Origin of the sequence: Robbsia betulipollinis (assembly GCF_026624755.1) — a bacterium.
Lineage (GTDB): Bacteria > Pseudomonadota > Gammaproteobacteria > Burkholderiales > Burkholderiaceae > Robbsia > Robbsia betulipollinis.
This window is the reverse complement of the sequence record NZ_JAPMXC010000001.1, coordinates 1417437-1438406: the sequence shown is the minus strand read 5'-3', so window position 1 is coordinate 1438406 and position 20970 is coordinate 1417437. Positions and strand designations below refer to the sequence as shown.

10 protein-coding genes are annotated in these 20970 nt (G+C 69.5%); 5 read left to right on the top strand and 5 right to left on the bottom strand.

Going from position 1 to position 20970, the window contains the following annotated elements; translation table 11 throughout:
- Positions 1-70 precede the first annotated feature (70 nt).
- The 4 genes from OVY01_RS06295 to OVY01_RS06280 all read right to left on the bottom strand — a co-directional run bounded on the left by OVY01_RS06295 (position 71) and on the right by OVY01_RS06280 (position 13734).
- The gene (locus tag OVY01_RS06295) at positions 71-11518 is read right to left on the bottom strand and encodes a non-ribosomal peptide synthetase (protein ID WP_267846488.1); all 11448 of its coding nucleotides are present in this window, start codon (positions 11516-11518) and stop codon (positions 71-73) included.
- 165 nt (positions 11519-11683) lie between these two features.
- Positions 11684-12691 carry a TauD/TfdA family dioxygenase gene (locus OVY01_RS06290; RefSeq protein ID WP_267846487.1) on the bottom strand — a complete coding sequence of 336 codons (1008 nt, stop codon included), beginning with the start codon at positions 12689-12691 and terminating at the stop codon, positions 11684-11686.
- Positions 12679-13479: a thioesterase II family protein gene (locus tag OVY01_RS06285; RefSeq protein ID WP_267846486.1), complete on the bottom strand. Its 801-nt coding sequence runs from the start codon at positions 13477-13479 to the stop codon at positions 12679-12681. Before OVY01_RS06285 ends, OVY01_RS06290 begins: the two co-directional genes overlap by 13 nt.
- A 9-nt stretch (positions 13480-13488) precedes the next feature.
- Positions 13489-13734 (bottom strand): MbtH family protein, encoded by a 246-nt coding sequence (locus OVY01_RS06280; protein ID WP_267847684.1) that lies wholly within the window; start codon positions 13732-13734, stop codon positions 13489-13491.
- A gap of 292 nt (positions 13735-14026) precedes the next feature.
- Here OVY01_RS06280 and OVY01_RS06275 point away from each other — a divergent pair, with 292 nt between their 5' ends.
- Complete coding sequence (locus OVY01_RS06275; protein ID WP_432422189.1) at positions 14027-14686, top strand: nitroreductase family protein; 660 nt, start codon at positions 14027-14029, stop codon at positions 14684-14686.
- A 2-nt stretch (positions 14687-14688) separates the two neighbouring features.
- Here the strand turns inward: OVY01_RS06275 and dapA are convergent, their stop codons facing one another.
- On the bottom strand, positions 14689-15585 hold the full coding sequence (dapA, locus tag OVY01_RS06270; RefSeq protein ID WP_267846484.1) for a 4-hydroxy-tetrahydrodipicolinate synthase: 897 nt from the start codon (positions 15583-15585) through the stop codon (positions 14689-14691).
- 363 nt (positions 15586-15948) lie between these two features.
- On the opposite strand from dapA, the gene OVY01_RS06265 reads away from it, so the two are divergent.
- From OVY01_RS06265 to OVY01_RS06250, 4 genes are all read left to right on the top strand, one after another.
- A complete protein-coding gene (locus OVY01_RS06265; protein ID WP_267846483.1) occupies positions 15949-16407 on the top strand; it encodes a GNAT family N-acetyltransferase in 459 nt (152 codons plus the stop codon).
- 244 nt (positions 16408-16651) lie between these two features.
- Positions 16652-17356: a gluconate 2-dehydrogenase subunit 3 family protein gene (locus tag OVY01_RS06260; protein WP_267846482.1), complete on the top strand. Its 705-nt coding sequence runs from the start codon at positions 16652-16654 to the stop codon at positions 17354-17356.
- Between the two features lie 160 nt (positions 17357-17516).
- Positions 17517-19283 carry a GMC family oxidoreductase gene (locus OVY01_RS06255; RefSeq protein WP_267847682.1) on the top strand — a complete coding sequence of 589 codons (1767 nt, stop codon included), beginning with the start codon at positions 17517-17519 and terminating at the stop codon, positions 19281-19283.
- 16 nt (positions 19284-19299) lie between these two features.
- Positions 19300-20820: a c-type cytochrome gene (locus OVY01_RS06250; RefSeq protein WP_267846481.1), complete on the top strand. Its 1521-nt coding sequence runs from the start codon at positions 19300-19302 to the stop codon at positions 20818-20820.
- Positions 20821-20970 lie beyond the last annotated feature (150 nt).

Here is a 20970-nt window from a genome sequence, read left to right as displayed (position 1 = left end):
CGGTCATCCGGTGCATGCTGGCGGCGGGCGCGTCCAGGAGGAAACCGACCCGCCGCGATGGATAAAACCGCTACAGGGAATCGAGCAGATCGTGCAGCGCGTCGAGCGTCTCCGGTTCGCCCGGCGGCGGCGCGTGCGCCTCCAGCTGCGCGGCGAGATCGGCCAGACGCGGGTACATGAAAATCAGCGCGATATCGACGTGGCGTCCCAGCGCCTCGCCGGCGCGCGCCGCCATGCGCACGGCCACCAGCGAATGGCCGCCCAACGCGAAGAAATCATCCTCGACGCCGACCCGGGGCAGATCCAGCACTTCCTGCCAGACATCGCACAACATCTGCTGCATCGCGCTGCACGGCGGCGCGGCGCCCCGCGCCGCCGGCGCCGCCAGCACCGGCAGCGCACGGCGGTCGAGCTTGCCGTTGGACGTGCGCGGCAAGGCCGCCAGACGCGCGATCTGCGCCGGCACCTGCTGCGCCGGCAGGCGCGCGGCGAGGCGCGAGCGCAGCGCGGCGGGATCGGCCGTGCCCGTGACGAACGCCACCAGTTGGCGGCCCGCGTCCTCGCCCTGGATGCGGCACGCGGCCCCGGTGACGCCGTCCAGTTCGCTCAGCGCCGCCTCGGTCGCGCCCAACTCGATACGAAAGCCTCGCAACTTGACCTGCTGGTCCATCCGTCCGAGGTAATCGAGTCGTCCGCCGCGCCGCGGGCGGCACATATCCCCGGTGCGGTACAACCGCGCGCCGGGCGGCCCCGCGAGGTCGGGCACGAAACGCTCCGCGGTGAGTCCGGGCCGGCCGAGATAACCGCGCGCGAGATTCTCGCCGCCGATGCACAACTCCCCTATGCCGTTTTCCGGCACCGGATGGCCATCGGTGTCGATCACGCGCAACGTGGTGGCCTCCAGCGGCGCGCCCAGCGTGATCGGCGCGGCGGTGTCCGCGATCCGGGCCGCGCTGGACCAGATCGTGGTTTCGGTGGGGCCGTACAGGTTCCACAATTGCGTGCCGCGCGAGAGCAGGTCGTCGGCGAGATCCGGTGGCAGGGCTTCGCCGCCGCACAGCGCGACGAACCGCGGCACGCCCGCGCCCCCGCCCGCCCATCCGCCCTCGAGCAGCACGCGCCAACCCATCGGCGTCGCCTGCATGACGGTGGCCCGCGCGTCCTGCGCGAGGGCGGCAAGGCGTCGGCCGTCGGCCACCGCCTCGCGCGACGCCAGTTCGATCGTGCCCCCCGTGATGAGCGGTAAATACCATTCCAGCGCCGCGATATCGAACGACGCGGTCGTCACCGCCAGCCAGACATCCTCGGACGTCAGCGCCAGTCGCGCCTGCATGCTGTCGAGAAACCGCCGCAACGCCGCATGCGATACCCCGACCCCCTTGGGCACGCCGGTCGATCCGGATGTGTAGATCACGTACGCCAGTTGCTGCGCGTGGCACGCGGCATCGGCCGACGGCGCGCCCGCCTCCACCGCTGGCGGCGCGGCGTCGCCGGCCGTCACGTCGACGATCGCGGTGACGCGCATCAGACCGCCCAGCGCCCGCAGCCGTTCGCCGCCTGCGGCGTCCGCGAGCACGCAGGCGGGAGCCGCGTCGTCGATCATCCCCGCCAGGTGCGTCGCCGGATAGGCGGGATCGAGCGGCACGTAGGCCGCGCCCGCCTTGAGGGCGGCCAGCAGCGCCACCAGCATCGCGGGCGAACGTTGCGTGCAGACACCCACTTTCGATTCCGCGCGCACGCCGTGGGCGATCAGCACCTGCGCGAGCCGCGTGGCGCGCGCGTCGAGTTCGCCATAACTCAGCGTCGCACCCTCGCAGCGCACGGCGACGGCGTCGGGCCGCGCCCAGGCGCGCGCGGCGATGCGCGCCTGCACCGTGGCGTCCGGGGTGAAATCCTCGGCATCGCCGCCGCGCCGCGCTACCGCGCGCGCCGCGAGCACGACGTCGCGCAGGCGCAAAGCGTCGCGCTCGACGAACCGCGTCAACACGTCGCGATAGTCGCGCAGCAGACGCTCGGCCGTATCGTGTTCGAACAGATCCGTCGCGTAATTGAGCGACACGTCCAGGCCGTTTGCCGTGGAGACGCTCAACGTCAGGTCGAACTGGGCGGCGGCGCGGCGTCCCTCGAGCGGATGCAGCCGCAACGATGACGAGACCCCGCCGGCCGCGCCATTGCCGGCCGCACCATCGCCGGCCGCGCCTTGCTGCGCATCGAAGTTGAACATCACCTGGTACAGCGGCGTGTGGTTCGCCGCCCGGGCAGGCTGCACGGCATCGACGATCCGCGCGAAGGGCACATCCTGGTTCGCCTGCGCTTCCAGAACGCGTTGCCTGACCTGCGCGAGCAGCGTCGCAAACGGCATGGCGCCGGACATCTCCGCGCGAATCACCGCCGTGTTGACGAAGAAACCGATCACCGGCTCCGTCTCCAGCCGTTCACGGCCCGACAGCGGAATGCCGATGCGCACGTCGGCTTGACCGCCGTAGCGGTGCAGCAGCGTGTGGAACGCCGTCAGCATCACCATGAACACGGTGGCATCGTGACGCCGCGCGCAGGCGCGCAACGCCTGCGCGAGCGGCGCGGGAAGCGCGCTTTGCACTTGCGCGCCGTGCCCGTCGCGCCGCGCCGGCCGCGGCCGGTCGGACGGCAGGTCCAGCACCGGCTGCTCCGTGCCCAGCCGGTCGCGCCAATACGCGAGCTGCGCGGCCGCACGCCCGGTATCGAGCATGTCGCGCTGCCACAGCGCGTAGTCGGTGTAGTGGATCGGCAAGGCCGGGAACGCCGGCACGCGGCCGTCCCGACGCGCCTCGTACGCGCGCAACAGCTCGTCGATCAAAATATTCAGGGACCAGCCATCGGCCGCGATGTGATGAACCACCAGCGCAAACACATGCGAACCGTCGGCGAGCCGCGCGAGTTGCGCGCGCAGCAAGGGCCCCGTCGCGAGATCGAACGCCGCGGCGGTTTGCTCGCCCAGCCACGCCGCCAACCCGGGATCGGCAGGATCGGCGGTCTCGACAAAGGCCGCCTCGGTCCACGCCGCGCGCAGGGTGTCCTCCACGACCAGCCAGGGTTCGCCATCGCGTTCGTCGAAACGCGCATGCAGCATCTCGTGACGTGCCGTCACGTCGTCGAGTGCCGCGCGCAGCAGCCCCGCGTCCAGCACGCCTTCGATATGCACGGCCAGCGACAAATGGTACGCCGCATGGCGCGGCGCAAGCCGCCAGAGAAACCACAGGCGCTCCTGGCCATGCGTGGGCCGTGCCACACGCTGTCCCCGCCGGCGCAACGGCGGCGCGGCGCGCGCGTCGTCATGCTCCCGTGGCGTTGCCAGCGCCGTGGCGAGCGCGGCCAGCGTCGGATGATCGAACAGCGTACGCAGCGCGACATCGCGGCCCACGGCGTTCTGCACCCGCGCCGCCACCTGCAGCGCCAGCAGGGAATGTCCCCCCAGCGCGAAAAAGTCGTCGTCCGCGCCCACGCGCGCCACGCCCAGCACGTCCTGCCAGATCTGCGCGAGCATCGCTTCGAAGGCCGTGCGCGGCGCGACGTACGCGGCACCGGCGGCGTCGAGCGCGGGCAGCGCCTTGCGGTCGAGTTTGCCGTTGGGCAGCGTGGGCAGCGTGTCGAGCACGGCGATGGCCGCCGGCACCATATGGGCCGGCAGCGCGCGCCCGAGCGCGGCACGCAGCGCCGCCGGATCCGGCACGCCCGCATGCGCCGCGGGCACGACGTAGGCGAACAAACGCTGCGCATCGGATGCGCCGCGCACGACGGCGACCGCTTCGCCGACGCCGGGCTGCGCGCACAGGGCGTTTTCGATGTCGCCCAGCTCGACGCGAAAGCCGCGGATCTTGACCTGCTCGTCGAGACGGCCCACATAGGCGACCGTGTCCCCGTCGAGCCAGCGGCACAGGTCGCCCGTGCGGTAAATGCGCGCGCCCGGCGCGCCCAGCGGGTCGGGAACAAAACGCTCCGCGGTCTGCGCGGGTCGGCCGAGATAGCCGCGCGCCAGCGCCGCGCCGCCGATACACAGCTCGCCCACTCCGGCCTCGGGCGCGGGACAGCCGTCCAGATCGAGGATCCGATACAGCCGCGAGGCCCGGGGACCGCCGATGGGCGCCGCGAGGTGCGCGGCATGACGCGGCACCACCCGCAGCGCGGATGCGGTCACCACCGCCTCGGTCGGCCCGTAATCGTTGACCAGCGGCGTGCCGGCCAGGGGACCCGCGAACCATCGCGCGATCGCGGCGCCCGGCAATGCCTCGCCGGCGACCATCACGCGGCGCAGCGCCAGACCCGGCAACGGCGCGCGGACCTCGCGCATCCACTGCTTCCAATAGCCGGTGGGCAGATCCATGACGGTGACGCCGCGCTCGACGAGCACGCGGCTCAGCTCGGCGCCGCTCCATACCGCGGCGCCGCGCATTTCGACGCGCGCGCCCACCGCCAGCGTCGCGAAGATCTGCTCGACGGACGTATCGAAGTTGACCGTGGTGAACTGCAGCACGCGGTCATCGGCGTGCAGGGCGTTGTCCTCGATGAAATCGTCCAGGTGCAGGCTCAGCGCCGCGTGCGACACGGCCACGCCCTTCGGACGGCCGGTGGACCCGGAGGTATGGATGACATAAGCCAGTTGCCCGGGCACGGGGAGGCGGGCAGGATCGGCAGGCGCCGCGTCATCCGCGCACGCGTCCGCTTCGGGGTACGCGTGCGCCGCGCCGGGCGCGCACAGCGCGTCGACCGCGATGCCGCGACACGCGGCGCGCGCCAGCCATGCGGCGTGCACGGGTGCGCTCGACGCGTCGGTCAACACGAGCGCGAGGGCGGCGTCCCCGACCATGTCCTCGAGCCGCGCCGGCGGATAGGCGGGGTCGAGCGGCACGTAGGCGCCTCCCGCCTTGAGCACGCCGAGCAGCGCCGCCAGCAGCGCCGGCGTACGCGACATGCAGACGCCGACCGGCACCTCGCGCGCCACGCCTGCGTCGCGCAGGCAGCGCGCGATGCGCCCGGCCTGCCGGTTCAGCTCGCGATAGCTCACGTGCACATCCCCGCAGGACACGGCCAGGGCATCGGGACGCGCCCGCGTCATGGCCTCGAAACGCGCGACGACCGACCGATAGGCGTGCCGGGCCGGGGGCCATACCGCGTAACCCTCGACGCCCGCACGTCCCGCCACGCGCAACGCCCCCACCGTGGCGGTCTGCGCGCATGCCAGTTGCGCAAGAATGCTGGCGTAAGCGTGCGCCAGCGCCTGCGCCACGGCGTCGGACACGTGCGCCGCGTCCCAGCTCCATTCGAGACCGATGCGCTCACCCGGCAACACGCCCAGCGTCAGCGGATAGTGGGTCCGTTCATACGACAGCGAGGACGTCACGCGCAGGCCCGACGAACCGTCGTTCAGCGCCGGATCCACCGGGTAGTTCTCGAACACCAGAAGGGAGTCGAACAGCGGGCCGAACGTCGCGCCGGCCCACGCCTGGATCGCGGGCAACGGCGTGTGTTCGACCTGCCGCAGCGCGACGTTATACGCCTGCAACGCGTGCAGCCAGTCGCGCAGCGGTTGCCGCGACGGCACGTCGACCCACAGCGGCAGGCTGTTGATGAAAAGCCCCTGCATGTCCGCCGCGCCCGGAAGCGTCGCCGGACGGCCCGCCACCGTGACGCCGAACGCGGCCTGGCGGCGGTTGCCGTACCGCGCCAGCGTCACCGCCCACGCCGCCTGCACGAGCGTGTTGAGGGTCACGCCCAGACGCCGGGCCGCCTGCACGAGCGCCCCGCTCAACGCGCCGTCGAGCGTGTCGCGGCGTTGATGAAACATGTCGCCGTCAGGCTTGCCGTCGGGCTTGCCGTCAGGCTTGCCATCGACCTCGCCATCGGCCGCACCGTCCTGCACGGCGTCCTGGGCGCGACGGCGCACGCCGCTTCCCGGCAGGCCGGCGATGCCGTCGAGCAGGAGCGCGGGCCGGTCCGCGCGGGCCAGCTGCGCCTGCCACCAGTCGCGCGTGTCGGGTTGCGCCGCCACCCATTCGAGATAAGCCCGGTACGGCACGGCCGGCGCCAGCGCGGCGACGTCGCCGCGGCGCGCGGCCGCGTACACGCGCGTCAACTCGCCGAGCAGTTGCGCCTGGCTCCAGCCATCGGACAGCGCATGGTGATTGATCCACACCATGTCGTGCGCGCCATCGGGCCGCGCGAACAACGCCACGTGCATGAGCGGGGCGACGGCGAGATCCACGCGTTTCGGCGCCACCTCGTCGAACCAGTGTGTCAAGGCGGCATCGTAGTCCGCCCGGTCGCGCCAGTCGTGCAGGGCAAAGGGCGTGGGCACGCGCGGCTGCACCACTTGCAGCATCGCGCCGCCCTGCGTCCTCACGAAACGCGTACGCAATATCGCATGCCGCGCGATCACGGCGCGCCATGCGGCGCGCATCGCCTCGACATCCAGGGGGCCGTGCAGCGTGAGGCGCTTGCGGTTCACATAGGCCCCCGGCCGCATCAGGCTATGGAACAGCAACCCTTGTTGCAGGGGCGTGGCGGGATAGACATCCTCGATCCCGCCCGGCACCGCGTCCAGCGCCGCGAACTCGTCCTGCGTCATGCGCGCCAGCGGGAAGTCGGCCGCCGTGGCGCGCGGCGCGGCCTGCGCGCAGTGCGCGACGAGCCGCTCGACCGCCCGGCCGAACGCGGCGACCAGCGCCGTCACGCGCGCCGGGGCGAGGACCGCGGGATCGTAGCGCCAGTCGAGCGACAGACGGCCGCCGACGATCATGCCGTTCACATCCAGCACATACCGCAACGGTTCCTCCGGGGGCTGGGAATCCCCCGCGTAGTCGGTCGAAAACCCGAACGGGCCGTCCGCCGCGAGATTCCGGTCGAATTGCCCGAGGTAATTGAAGCTGACACGCGGCGTGGGCAAGCCGGCGAGCGCCTCGCGGATCGCCGTGTCCGCATAGGCCTGCAAGCCGCCCCACGACGCACCCTGTTCCGGCAGCCCGCGCAACGTTTCCTTGGTGGCAATCAGCGCCTGCGCGTCGTCGGCCGGCACCGTCAGCCGGACCGGGTAGCGCGTGGTGAACCAGCCCACGGTGCGGCTCAGATCGCGCCCCGCGGGCGCGCCGTCGCCCGCGGCCATGCCCCGGCCATGGCCTTCGAGCGCGAGTAGAACATCCGGAACACCCGGGACGCCCGGCTCGCCGAAGTGCGCCGCCACGACGCGCGCGAGCGCGGTCAACAGCAATTCGTCGATGCCCAGGCGGTACGCGCGGGGCGCGGCGGCGCGCAATGCCGCGCTCGCGGGGGCGTCGAGACGCCAGGTCGCGACCCGGCTCGTGGCCATCGTGCCCCGCGCGGCGGGGAGCGCAATGGCAAGCGTGTCGTGCGCTCCGCGCAGCGCCGCCTGCCATCTCGGCCAGGCCTGCGCGAGCCGCGCGTCGCTGAACGCCGCGCGCTGCGCGAGAACCCACGCGCTCCACGGCGTGGCGGGCGGGAGTTGCGCGGCACGGCCCGCGCACGCATCGGCATAGGCCATCTGCAGGTCGCCCAGCAGGATCCGCCACGAGACCCCGTCCACCGCGAGATGATGCACGACCAGCAGCAGCCGGCCGCGTGCCGGCGCCTCGGTCGGCGCCTCAGTTGCCCCCTCAGTTGCCCCCTCAGTTGCCCCCTCAGCTGCCCCCTCAGCTGCCCCCTCAATCGGCCCCTCGGCCGGCGCCGGCAGACGGAAATAGACCGCTTTCATCAAACGGCCTGCCTGCAGGTCCAGACCGCGCTGCGCGGTCTCGCCCTCGCGCGCGAGCGCCGTCAACCCGTCGCCGGATTCGCCGCGCAGATCGATGAGCGTCAGCAGGCCGGGCGACGCATCGGGGAGCACGCGTTGCGACCAGCCATCGGCCTGCCGCGCGAAGCTCAGGCGCAAGGCGTCGTGGCGCGCGACCAGCGCGAGCAGCGCCCGCTCCAGCGCGCCGGTGTCCAGTTCGCCGCGAACCGCGAGCAGGACCGACTGATTCCAACGCGCCTCGCCGGCGGGATAACGCGCGAAAAACGCGGCCTGGATCGGCGTCAGCGGCAGGGTGTCGTGGATTTCCCGCGGCGTCTCGGTGGCTTCGAGCGGACACATCGCCGCCGCGAGTCGCGCGATGCTGGGATGCTCGAACACCTGACGGGGCGTGATCGCCCACCCCTGCGTGCGCGCCTGCGCGATGAGCTGCAGGCTCAGGATGGAATCGCCGCCCACGGCGAAGAAATCGTCGTCGCGGCCGAGGTCCGTGCGGCCCAACACCGCCGACCAGATTGCCAGCAGCGCGCGCTCCCGGTCGTCGCGCGGTGGCGCGTCATGCCCGCCCGAAAGCGGCGCATCGATCGCCGGCAACGCCGCGCGGTCCACCTTGCCATTGGGCATCACGGGCAGACGCGCCAGCACGGCGATGGCCGACGGCACCATATGCGCGGGCAGGTGCTGCGCGAGCGCGGCACGCAACGCCGTGCCGTCGGGCATGCCGCCCACGTCCGCCGACGTGTCCGCCAGGGCGTCCGCGACGGCATGCCGCGCCGCGCCGTCCCGGGTGGCGGCCTCCCGCGCCACGACATAGGCCAGGAGCCGCGGCGTCTCCCGATCTTTCGCGAGCACGACGACGGCGTCGGCGACCCCGGGCTGACGTCGCAACGCCGCCTCGATCTCCCCCGGTTCGATCCGAAAGCCCCGGAGCTTGATCTGCTGGTCGAGCCGCCCGAGGAAGTCCACGGTACCGTCCGCGCGGCGGCGGCACAGGTCGCCGGTACGATACAGACGCGCGCCGGGGCGAACCGGATCGGGTACGAAGCGCTCGGCCGTCAACGCCGCCCGGTCGAGGTAGCCGCGGGCGAGCGTGTGCCCGCCGATGCACAATTCCCCCAACGCGCCCACCGGCGCGACGTTGCCATGGCGGTCGAGCACGCACGCGGAGCGCGACGCATACGGCAAGCCGATCGACACGACGGGTTGCAGCGCGTCGTCGGCCGTGGTGGGACGATACATGCAGGCGATGGTCGTTTCGGTGGGCCCGTACAGATTGGCCAGGCCGATATGCCCCAACGGTCCCTGCCGCCATTGCGCCAGCGCATCGCCGGGCAGTCCTTCGCCGCCCACGGTGATCTGCCGCAACGCCGCCAACGCCGCGGCCGGCGGCGGCGAGCGCAGCCATTGCTGCCAGTAGGCGGTGGGCAAACGCGCGAAGCTCACCCGCGCCTCGATCAGATGCCGGCTGGTCGTCTCGATATCCCAGGGTTCCGGTCCCCGCATCTCCACCTTGCCGCCGCACAGCAGCGCGGGCAGCAATTCGTGCAGGGCCACGTCGAAGTTGATCGTCGACGATTGCAGCACGGTATCGCCCGCGTCGATGGCATGCGCATCGATGAAGTCGTCGAGATGCGCGGCGAGCGCGCGATGGCTGATGGCGACGCCCTTGGGCCTGCCCGTCGAACCGGAGGTGTAGATGACATAGGCGAGCTGCTCGGGATGCGGCTCGACGGCCGATGCGTCGTCATGGCATGCATCGGCGTCGAGCCCGTCGTGATCGGGGCCGCCGTCAGCGCGGCCGTCGCCGTCGCGCCCGCCGTCTGCGCACCCGCCGTCCCGCCGCGCATCGACGTCGATCACCGTGCGGCCGGCGAAGAGCGCGCCGCATTGCGACAGTGCCGCGCGATCGGTCAGCACCACCCGCACCTGCGCGTCGTCGAGCATCATCGCGAGACGCTCGGCGGGATAGGCGGGATCGAGCGGCACGAAAGCGCCCGGCGAACGCAATACCCCCAGCAACGCCGCGGCCATGCCCACCGAACGGCTCAGACACACGCCCACCCGCTCGTCGATGCCCACGCGTTCGCGCGCCAGCCCCCTCGCGATCCGGGCCGCCCAGGCGTCCAGGTCCGCGTAACGCGCCGTGCTGTCCTCGCACCGCACGGCCAACGCGTTCGGCCGCCGCGCGGCGCTGACGGCGAAGCGCCGCGCGACCGGCACATACGGTTTTTCACGGGACGGCGGCGCGGGGTCCGCCGCGATGTCGAAGGCGCCCAGCGCCCGGTTCGCATCGGCCGCGATACATGCGAGCAGGCGCACGTAATGATCGAGCATCCCATCGATCATGGCGCCGTCGAACAGATCCGTCGCGTAGGTCAACGACAATTCCAGCGCGTGCGGCCGCTCGCGCGCCTCCAGGACCAGATCGAAACGGGCCGTCCGGTCGGCGAATTCGTGGTTGGCGACCTCCAGCCCCGGCAAGCGCAATGGCGCCTGATCCGTGCCGAGATGATTGAACATCGCCTGAAAGAGCGGCGTCTGACCCACGCTGCGCTGCGGCTGCAACGCCTCGACCAGCCGCGCGAAGGGCAACTCGGCGTGGGCCTGCGCTTCCAGCACGCGCTCGCGCACATGGGCCAGCAGTGCGGCGAAGGTCGGCACGCCGGCCATTTCCGTGCGGATCACGAGGGTGTTGACGAAGAAGCCGATCGTGTCGGCGACTTCGGGGCGCTCCCGGCCCGCCACCGGCACGCCGACGCGGATGTCGTCCTGGGCGCCGTAGGTGGCGAGCAGCATGTCGTAGGCGGCGAGCAGCGTCATGAAGAGCGTGGCGTCGGCCGCGACGGACACCCTGGCGAGCGCTTCACGCAGCGCCGGCGGCACCTGTCGCACCACCCGGGCGCCCGCGCCGCTACGCATGCCCGTACGTGTGCGCGCGTGCGGCAGTTCGAGCACGGGGTGTTCAGGACCCAGCCGGTCGCGCCAGTGCGCGAGCTGGCGCGCCAGTACCTCCTCCTCGAACCACTCGCGTTGCCACTGCGCGTAATCGCCGTACTGCAACGGCGGCGCGCCGGCAGGCGCAAGTACGGGCGACGCCGACGCCGCGTCGCTCACGCGTTCGGCATAGGCGTGGGCGAATGCGGCAACGAGCACCGCCATCGACAAACCGTCGGCGACGATATGGTGCACCGCGATATGCAGGATATGGTCTTGCGCGCCCAGCGCGACGAGCGAGAGGCGCAGCACGGGGCCGTGTTCGAGATCGAACGGCAAGGCGGCGCGTTCCTCCAGGAGCGCGTCGAGCGCCTGCGAAGACGACGCGCCGTGCTCGCTTCCACCCACCGCCTGCACCGCGAATTCATCCCACTGGTAATCGCACGGCCCCGTGGTCTGGAACGGCACGCCGTCGCATTCCTCGAAACGCTGACGCAGGCTTTCGTGCGTGTCCACCACGTCGTCGAGCGCGGCACGCAGGGCCGCCATGTCGAGGCGGCCGCGCAGACGCACGGCCCCGGTGATGTTGTAGGCCGCGCCAAGCGGATCGAGACGCCAGAGAAACCACAGGCGTTCCTGGGCGTGCGACAGCGGAAAGCGCCGCGCGCCGGGAAACGGCACCACCGGCAAACGCGTGGCATCGATGCCGCGTTCTTGCAGACGCCGGCGAAACGTCGCGCGCTTTTCCGCGGACAGTCCCACGTACGTCTTCGAAATCGATAACAAGTCGCTCGGCATTTCAGTCATGAAGGGTCGTGGTTCCGGGGTAGGGAGAGGCGTGCAGGCAAGAAATCCATGGCGCACGCGGTGAACACTGCGGATGAGGCGGAGTCGCGCTGCCGGGTCACGCTGCCCGGCCTTGCTGGACGGCGCCGGGCAGCGGGCGAGCACCTGGCGAAGCCGCCGCGAGCCTCAGGCGCTCATCGCAACGAGAACGCGACGTTTTCCCGTAAAAGGCGCGCGTCCGTGGGACATCAGCATGTTGTCGAGTACGAGCGTGTCGCCGGCCTGCCAGGGGAAGCACAGCATCGTGTCGCGATATACCGCGCGGATGTCGTCGAGCATCGACGGATCGATCGGCGTGCCATCGCCAAAGAACGTGTTGCGGGGCAGGCGGTCCTCGTCCACCACCTCCAGCAGCGCCTCGCGCACGGTCGGCGGCAGGTTGCTCACATGAAACAGGTGCGCCTGGTTGAACCAGACCCTGTCGCCCGTGACGGGATGGCGGGCTTCCGATTGGCACACCTGGCGCGTGCGCAGCGTCTCGCCGTCGTCGAGCCATTCGCATTCGATCCGGTTCGCGCGGCAGTACCGCTCCACCTCGCGATGGTCCTGCGTGCCGAACACCTGTTCCCACGGGACGTCCAGGCCATTGCCGTAGTTGCGCACGTACATGACGCCGTGCGCGGCGAAACGCGCGCGCAACGCCGCGTCCAGTCGCGCGTGGACGCGACGGCTATCGGCCACCGGCGTCGCACCCCGGGATTGCGGCGCGACATCGCAGTAGAAGAGAATCGAGGCGGGCCACCTGAGCGTGTAGGACTGCTCGTTATGCTGATCGATCCATTGATCGGCCGGATATTCGGTGGACGAATACACGCCCTTCTCGACGCGGCTGCGCGGCGTCGAACCGAATTCATAGTCGAGCAAGGGCTTGCCGAAGTCCGCCGCGAACCGTTCGAAGCCCGCGACGCCGAGCGGCGCGAAACCGCGCAACAGGACGCCGCCGAAACGCGTTTTGGCACGTTCCACCACCTCGCGCACGTTTGCCCCGCAGCGGGCGAGGTCCCTTGCCCGCTGCGGGTCCGCCGGGCTCACCACGGCCACCTGCGTACCGTTCTGCTCGATCACCTGCTCGCTCATTTGCTCGCTCACCTGCTCATGAAACATCGCGTCGATGTCGCGGATCATCCCACCCATGCCGTTCCCCCTGAATCCGGCGCGCCGGCCCGCCCGCAGGAAACCCGGCCGCGCTCCAGCGCCACCGCCACCTGCGCCAGCAACGCGGCCGGCGCGGCGGATAGATAAAAATGCCCGCCCTCGAAACGCCGGAAATCGCATGCCCCCCGCGTGACGTCGCGCCAGCGGATCACGTCGGACTCGCGTGCGGTGGCAGGATCGTCGCGGCCCGTAAAAACCGTCACGGGACAGTTCAGCGGCGCCTCGTCGTCGCCGCCGTGATCCGGATACGTTCCGCACAAATGGAAATCGGCGCGCAGAACGGGCAGGAGATAGTCGATGAGACCGTGATCGGCGAGCAGGGCTTCGGGCGTGCCGCCCAGCAGGCGCAGTTTGTCCACCATCCCGGAATGCGAACAGTGCAGCCAGTGCGTCTCCCGGACGCGGCACTGCGGCGCTACCGACCCCGACGCGCCGAACCAGACAGGTTCCTCCGCCCCACGGGCACGCAGTGCATGAATCAACCGGAACGCCACCAGGGCACCCATGCTGTGACCGAACAGCGCGAACGGGCGCGCCGGATCGAGGCGCCCGAGAAGGTCGGAGCAGAGCGCGTCGATCAATTCCGGCCAGTTCGTGCAGACCGGCTGCGCGCGACGCGCGCCGTGACCGGGCAGTTCCAGCGCGAGGATCTGCGTCGCGTCACCCAGCGCCCGTTGCCAGTCGCGGTACAGTACGGACGTGCCGCCCGCATGCGCGAGACATACGAGTTGCACGGGCCGGCGCGTCTGCCGGGCAACGGCGGCCACGGCCCCCACTCAATGCACCGGCGGCGCCGACGCCGCGTCCGCGCGGTCCGCCTGCGCGGCCATCGCCCGACGCAGGCTCAGCGGGCGCATGTCGGTCCAGACCTCGTCGATCCAGGCCAGGCATTCCGGTTTCTTGCCCGATTTCCCGGCTTCGCGCCATCCCGCGGGCATGGCCTTGTAATCGGGCCATATCGAGTACTGTTCCTCATCGTTCACCACCACGCGAAAATCCGTATCGTCATCGCCCCAGCTCATTGCATGCTCCTGTGCGGCGCGCAGCCGCGTGAAATCGACGACGTCCAACACCTCGAACGCCATATCGTAAATGAGAATGATTGCTTTTTACAATCGTAACTCTGCGTGTTTCGTTCTTCTTTGTCAAGCCGCCTCCGTCCGCGCTTTTCCGCTTCGCCAGGTGATGGACGCGCTCTCGATCCAGAAAAAATCGACGGGACTCAAGGATTTGAAATGAGAATCGTTTGCATCTATACTACAAAGCCATTCCCCGTGCGAAGCGGTTCGGTTCGCCGCCATGATGACTTTTCCCGTGAACGACATTCCTCTGCCGAACCGTGCTGCCCCCGAAACATCGCGGAGCGCTCCGCCCGACGGCACCGCCGCACGCGACGCACTGGATGTGCTGATGTCGCGCCAGTCGCACTGGCCGCTGAGCGAACCCGGACCCGACGACGCGCAATTGGCGCAAATCTTCGACGCAGCGTTACGCGCCCCGGACCATGCCCGCCTGCGCCCCTGGCGCTTCGTGCTCGTGCGCGGTGCCGCGCGCGCCGCACTGGGCGACGTCCTGATCGACCTGGCCTGGTCGCGCGCGCCGGACGAGCCGCGCGCGACGCATGAACACCGCCGGCAGCGCGCCTTCGCCGCGCCCGTCGTCATCGCCCTCGGCGCGGCGGTCGATCCGGATTCGCACGTTCCCGAGATTGAACAGCTCATGGCGGTCGGGGCGGCCACCATGAACCTGCTCAATGCGGTGCATGCCCTGGGCTACGGCGGCTTCTGGGCGACGGGCGCCGATACCTACGAGCCGGCATTGCACGCCGCGCTGGGCTTTGGCGCCACGGACCGGCTGCTCGGTTTTCTTTTCGTCGGCACGCCGCCGCCCGCTCCGCGCCGTGCCGCGCGCCCCGATCGCGCGCAACACGTGCGCGAATGGTTCGCACCGGTGACGTCCAAGCCGGCGGCCTAACGCTATTGCGTCGATCGGGATGAAGGGTCGCATGCGCCGGTAGTCGCCCCCATCAACGCATGCAAACGATCGCGCAGCGGCCCGGTGGCAGACGTCAATGGCGGACGCACCCCGTCGCGAATCCTGCCCAGCGCCGCGAGGGCGCACTTCACCGGCGCCGGGTTCGGTTCCGCGAACAGCGCCTGTATCAGCGGTGCCAGCGCATGAAACAAGGCGCGCCCTTGCGCGATCCGTCCACCCGCGACGGCCTCGTACACCCGAACGAAATCGGCGGTGCGCAGATGCGCGCTGGCGACGATGGCCCCCTGTCCGCCCAGGCAAAGCGTGCTGTAGAAATTGAGATCCTCGCCCGCCATGACGGCCAGCCGTCCATCCAGGATCACAGCCAGCGTCGTCTCCGGCGACCCCGCACAGTCCTTCACCGCCACGATGTTCGCGTGTGCGGCAAGCGACAGCAAAGTGGGCAACGCCAATCGCACGCCGGTGCGGTACGGAATATCGTAAAGGATCACGGGGTGGCGGCTGGCATCGGCGATTGCCACGAAGTGCGTCACCAGGCCGGCCTGCGATGGACGCACATAGCACGGCGCGGGCACCAGAACGCCCGCCAGCGCCTGGTCGTTGAGTTCGAGAATCCGCTCCCGCAGATGCCGCGCATTGTTCCCGGATACGCCCGCCACCACGGGCAAGCCGTGCGCCGCGTCGAGGATGGTCGCGAGCACCGCCCGTTGTTCGGCCGCCTCGAGCGAGGCCGATTCCCCGGTCGTACCCAGCGCGACGAATCCCGTCGCCCCTGCCGCGGCATAGTCGACGACCAGCCGCCGAAGCGCGTGATGATCCACGGCGCCGTCGACGAACGGCGTGATCAGCGGGATCCAGATACCATGAAAGCAAGACATTTCCACCTCCGATTGACCGAGGAAAACCGTGCGGAGGTACGGAAAATGGAGATATCGCAGAGATCGCCGCTGTTCCGTCGCATCCGACGGAACACAGCGCTCCGGTCAGATGAGCGGCTGTTTTTGGCTTTTGGAGAAAACGCATGCACGCGTCCATCGCAGCGCGAAAGCGCGGGGTACGGCGATCGACGGCGAAAAATGGATGTGCATGGTGTGCAATTTATACCAGAATGGCGGCAGCGCGCCTACTGCCTGGCGCCGCCCGCTCCCGGGCGTGGCGGGCGATACGGATACCAGACGCGATCGCGACGGGAAACGGACCATTCGACGCGATATGCCACCTGAAACAACAGGACCAGCCCCATGCAAGCCCATCCCCCGCTCACCTACGAACCGGCGTGCGACGACGACTTCGACGCCCTGGCGCAGTTGCGCATCGCCGCCATGCGCGAAAGTCTGGAAGCGGTCGGCCGTTTCGACCCCGAGCGGGCGCGCGCGCGGCTGCGCGCCGGCTTCCGCCCCCAAGATACACGACACGTGGTGCTATCGGGCAAGCGGGTCGGATTCTACGCACTCACCCAGCGGCGGGATCATTGGGCGCTGGACCATTTCTACCTACACCCCGAACAGACCGGCCACGGCCTGGGTTCGCGCGTGCTGGCCGATATCGCCCGGCGCGCCGACCTGGCCGGGATGCCGGTCCGACTCGGCGCGCTGCGCGGCAGCCGGTCCAACGGCTTCTACGCGGCGCGAGGTTTCGTGGTGACGGGAGAAGATGAATACGATATCCATTACGTGCGCCAGCCCCACGCGGGTTCCTGAACCCAGCGTGCCGCCGGGTAACGCGCGGCCGTCACCCCCTCCTGGTCGCGCCGGCACGCGCCGCGACCGCCCTCCCCCGGCGCTTGCACGATGCCTGCTGCCAAGCGCCCCCCGCCCTTTGTTGCACATTCGTCAAAACCCTTTTGCCGGATATACACAACAGTGGAACCGGTTCCAGAACTACAATCCCGCTCGGCGCCGCTCACCGGTTTCCTTCGCCGCACAGCCGCCAACCCACCTAGACATGAAGAAACTCCAGATCTCGCCGAATCGTCGCGCTTTTCTGCGTACCGCCGCCGCGGGTGCGCCCGCGGCGGCGGTACTCGCCGGCGCGGGCGCGCTCAGTCCCATTGCCGTCATCGCCCGCGCGGAGCCGGCCGCACCCTATCGTCCGACCTTCTTCGACTCGCAAACCTTCGGCCTGCTGACCGCGTTGGTCGACACGCTGATCCCGGCGGACGACGTGGGTCCCGGCGCGGTGCAAGCCGGCGTCGCCGAGTTCATCGACCGGCAGATGGACACCCCCTATGGTCGTGGCGACCTGTGGTACATGCAGGGCCCGCACCACCCGGAGGCCGATGCCGTCTTCGGCTACCAGTTGCCCTACCCGCCGCGCGACATCTACCGCAAGGCGCTGCAGAACTTCGACGCGGCCGTGCGCGACGCATTCGGCAAACGCTTCGAGGAACTGGACGCCGCCGCCCGGATCGATGCCGTGACTCGTCTCGAAAAAGGCGCGCTGCACCTGCCCGACGTGCCGGCCGACGCATTTTTCGGGCAGCTGATCGAAAACGTGCGCGAGGGGTATTTCTGCGACCCGGTGCACGGCGGCAACAAGGACATGGCCGCCTGGCGCATGGTGGGTTTTCCCGGCGCCCGCGCCGATTATTACGACTGGGTCGACCAGTACGGCAAGCATTACCCGCTGCCGCCCGTGTCCCGGACCTAGAGCGTCCTGGCGCCCGTGTCTGCGCACACGCGTCATCGCGGGTCCGGACGCCAGCGGCAGAAGGCACGCCCGACGCAGCACCGAACGCCCCGCGTCACGCCCAGTGCGGGGCGATCGCTCCCAATACGAGGCAAGAGAAAAAACCGTGGTGGAAAAAAAGATGGCTCCCGTGGACGTCGTGATCGTCGGCTTCGGCTGGACCGGCGCGATCATGGCAAAGGAATTGACGGAGGCGGGACTGAACGTGGTCGCGCTCGAGCGCGGCGCCTATCGCGACACCTACCCCGACGGCGCCTACCCGAAGACGATCGACGAGTTGACCTATGTGCAACGCTGGAAACTGTTCCAGAACATCTCGAAATCGTCGTTTACCTTTCGCCAGAAAACCGGGGACGCAGCGCTACCCTATCGCCAAATCGCGATGTTCAAGCCCGGCGAGGGCGTGGGTGGCGCGGGCCTGCACTGGTCCGGGTGCCACTGGCGCATCCTCCCGGAGGAAATGCGCATGCGCAGCCACTACGAGGAACGCTACGGCAAAAACTTCATTCCGAAGGACATGACCCTGCAGGACTGGGGCGTTACCTACGAGGAGCTGGAGCCGCATTTCGATCGGGCCGAAAAGATGATGGGGACGTCCGGCGTGGCCTATCGCGTCAATGGCGCAGTCGCCGACGCGTCGGGCAACCCGTTCGAGGCCAACCGCTCGTCCGGCTTTCCCTTGCCTGCGCAGAAAGAACAGTATCAGTCCGCGCTGTTTCGCCGGGCCGCGCAGGACGTGGGTTTTCATCCGTTCGCGCTGCCATCGGCCAACGCCTCCCGGCCGTACACGAACCCGTACGGCTGCCAGATGGGCCCCTGCACTTTCTGCGGCTATTGTTCGGGCTATGCGTGCTACAACTATTCGAAGGCCTCGCCGAACGTCAACATCCTGCCGGCCCTGCGGCAAACGAAACACTTCGAGCTGCGCGCAAACAGCAACGTCCTGCGGATCGACCTGGACAGCACGAAGAAAAAAGCTACCGGCGTGACCTACATCGACGCACACGGCGACACGGTCCACCAGCCGGCGAACATTGTCGTCGCGAGCACTTTCGCGTATAACAACGCGCATCTCTTTCTGGTGTCCGGCATCGGCAAGCCGTACGACCCGGCGTCGGGCACCGGCGTCGTCGGACGCAATATCGCGTTCCAGATGATGTCCACGGTGACCGCCTTCTTCGCGCCCGGCAAGAACATCAACGGTTTTCTGGGTGCGGGCGGCAACGGCGTGGCGATCGACGACTTCAACGGCGATCACTTCGACCACGGTCCCCTGGGCTTCGTCGGCGGCTCGCCGGTATGGTCGAACCCGGCCGGCGCCAAACCGATCGGCGGCATTCCCGTGCCGCCCGGCACGCCGAAATGGGGCCGGCAGTGGAAGAGCGCCGTCAAGGACAGCTTCCTGAACACGATGTCCTACGACGTGCACGGCGCCAATATGGTGTATCGCGACGTCTATGTCGACCTCGATCCCACCTATACCGACGCGTTCGGCCAGCCGCTGCTGCGCTTCACTTTCGACTGGAAGGACAACGACATCAGGATGAGCCGATACGTCACCTCCCAGGTCGAAAAAATCGCGCATGCGATGAACCCCAGGACGGTCAGCGTCAGTGTCAAGCAAATCGGCGATCATCCCGACCTGCGGAACTACCAGACCACGCACTGGGCGGGCGGCGTGGCGATGGGGCAGGATCCGCACACCAGCGTGTTGAACCGCTACCTGCAAAGCTGGGACGTGCACAACGTTTTCGCAGTAGGGTCGGGCGTCTTTCCGCAAGGAATCGGCTACAACCCGACAGGCGCCGCGGCGGCGCTCGCGTACTGGTCGGCAAAAGCGATTCGCGAACAGTATCTGAAAAACCCGGGGCCGCTGGTCGATGCCTGATTCCACGCCATTCGCCATGAAAAAATCCCGGTCCCGCTGGCTGACTGCCGGCGCCGTCACCGCCGCGGCACTCACGCTCGGCGCCGTCGCGCTGGCGGCCCCGTCGCTGACCGTGCCCGCGCCGCCTGCCGCGCCCATGACGCACCTGAACAACATCGCGGCGGTACCCGTTCCCGCGATTGCGGTTCTGCCGGCCGACGATACGCTCGCCGCGCGGGCGGACACCGGCGCCGAAACGTCGGGCGACCGCCAACAACTGCTGCGGGGCGCGTATCTGGCGCGCGCCGGCGACTGCATCGCCTGTCACACCGCGAAGAACGGCACGGCGTACGCGGGCGGCCTGTCGCTCGCCTCGCCGATCGGCACGATCTATTCGACGAACATCACGCCGGACAAGACACACGGCATCGGCGCGTGGACCTACGACGATTTCGCGAAGCTGATGCGCACCGGCGTGACGCGGGCCGGCTACTCGGTCTATCCCGCGATGCCCTATCCGTCCTATTCGCGTTTGAACGACGACGACATGCATGCGTTGTACGCCTACTTCATGCGGGCGGTGCCGGCGTCCGCGCAAGCGAATCGCAGGAACGGCATACGCTGGCCGCTGTCGATGCGCTGGCCGCTGGCGATCTGGGGCAAGGTGTTCGCGCCCGCGCCGATCGCGTTCACGCCGCCTCCGGGGATGGATGCGCAGACCGCGCGCGGTGCCTATCTGGTCGAGGGGCTGGGTCATTGCGGCAGTTGCCACACGCCGCGCTCGGCGACGATGCAGGAAAAGGCGCCGAGCGACGACGCCAGCCGTCTCTTCCTGTCCGGCGGCGGTGCGATCGACGGCTGGACGGCGCCGTCGCTGCGCAATGAATCTGGCGGCGGGCTGGCCGGCTGGTCCGACGACGCCATCGTCGATTTCCTGCGCACGGGGCGCAACGAGCACGCCGCGTCATTCGGCGCGATGAACGACGTCGTGGTCGACTCGATGCAATACCTGTCGGATGCGGATCTGCACGCCATCGCGAAATACCTGCGCTCACTTTCCCCGCACGACACCCACGCACCCGCCTACGCGTACGACGATACGGTCGCGGCCCGCATGATGGCGGGTGCGCCACAGGGCGCGGGAGAACGGTTGTATCTGGACCGTTGCGCCGCGTGCCACCGGGCGAACGGCACGGGCTACGGACGCGCTTTCCCGCCGCTGGCGGGGAACCCGGTATTGCAAACGAAGGATGGCACATCGGCGATCCACATCGTGCTGTCCGGCGGCGCGCAACCCGCGACGCATGCGATTCCTTCGGCATTGAGCATGGCGCCCTACGCGGACCTGCTGAACGACAGGCAGGTGGCGGCGGTGGTGTCCTTCATCCAGACGGGCTGGGGCAATCGCGGCGGCGCGGTCAGCGCGGCGGACGTCGCCAGGGTCCGCAAGACGGCGCTGTCGTTCGACGCGAACGGCCTGTCGCCGGTGCAGAAGGATCCGCGTCACGAGGCGCCGGGCCAGGACTCCCGGGCGCCGAAAATGGGGCAGGCGGACTGACCGCACGTCGCGCCCACCCGGAGCAGCGCGCGTCGCGGGCAAAGGGGCATTCAGAGGCCCGGCCGATACTGCGCCGGCGCAACCCGGGCGGGCACGCACCATCGTCGCCGTAGCGCCGGGCTTGCGCGACATCGCTGACATCCAGAAAAG

What these genes read in the sequence shown, in the direction of transcription:
- OVY01_RS06260 (WP_267846482.1), top strand. Translation starts at nt 16,652, where the DNA reads ATGAAGAAACTCCAGATCTCGCCGAATCGTCGCGCTTTTCTGCGTACC.
- OVY01_RS06250 (WP_267846481.1), top strand. Translation starts at nt 19,300, where the DNA reads ATGAAAAAATCCCGGTCCCGCTGGCTGACTGCCGGCGCCGTCACCGCC.
- dapA (WP_267846484.1), bottom strand. Translation starts at nt 15,585, where the DNA reads ATGTCTTGCTTTCATGGTATCTGGATCCCGCTGATCACGCCGTTCGTC.
- OVY01_RS06265 (WP_267846483.1), top strand. Translation starts at nt 15,949, where the DNA reads ATGCAAGCCCATCCCCCGCTCACCTACGAACCGGCGTGCGACGACGAC.
- OVY01_RS06295 (WP_267846488.1), bottom strand. Translation starts at nt 11,518, where the DNA reads ATGACTGAAATGCCGAGCGACTTGTTATCGATTTCGAAGACGTACGTG.
- OVY01_RS06280 (WP_267847684.1), bottom strand. Translation starts at nt 13,734, where the DNA reads ATGAGCTGGGGCGATGACGATACGGATTTTCGCGTGGTGGTGAACGAT.
- OVY01_RS06255 (WP_267847682.1), top strand. Translation starts at nt 17,517, where the DNA reads ATGGCTCCCGTGGACGTCGTGATCGTCGGCTTCGGCTGGACCGGCGCG.
- OVY01_RS06290 (WP_267846487.1), bottom strand. Translation starts at nt 12,691, where the DNA reads ATGGGTGGGATGATCCGCGACATCGACGCGATGTTTCATGAGCAGGTG.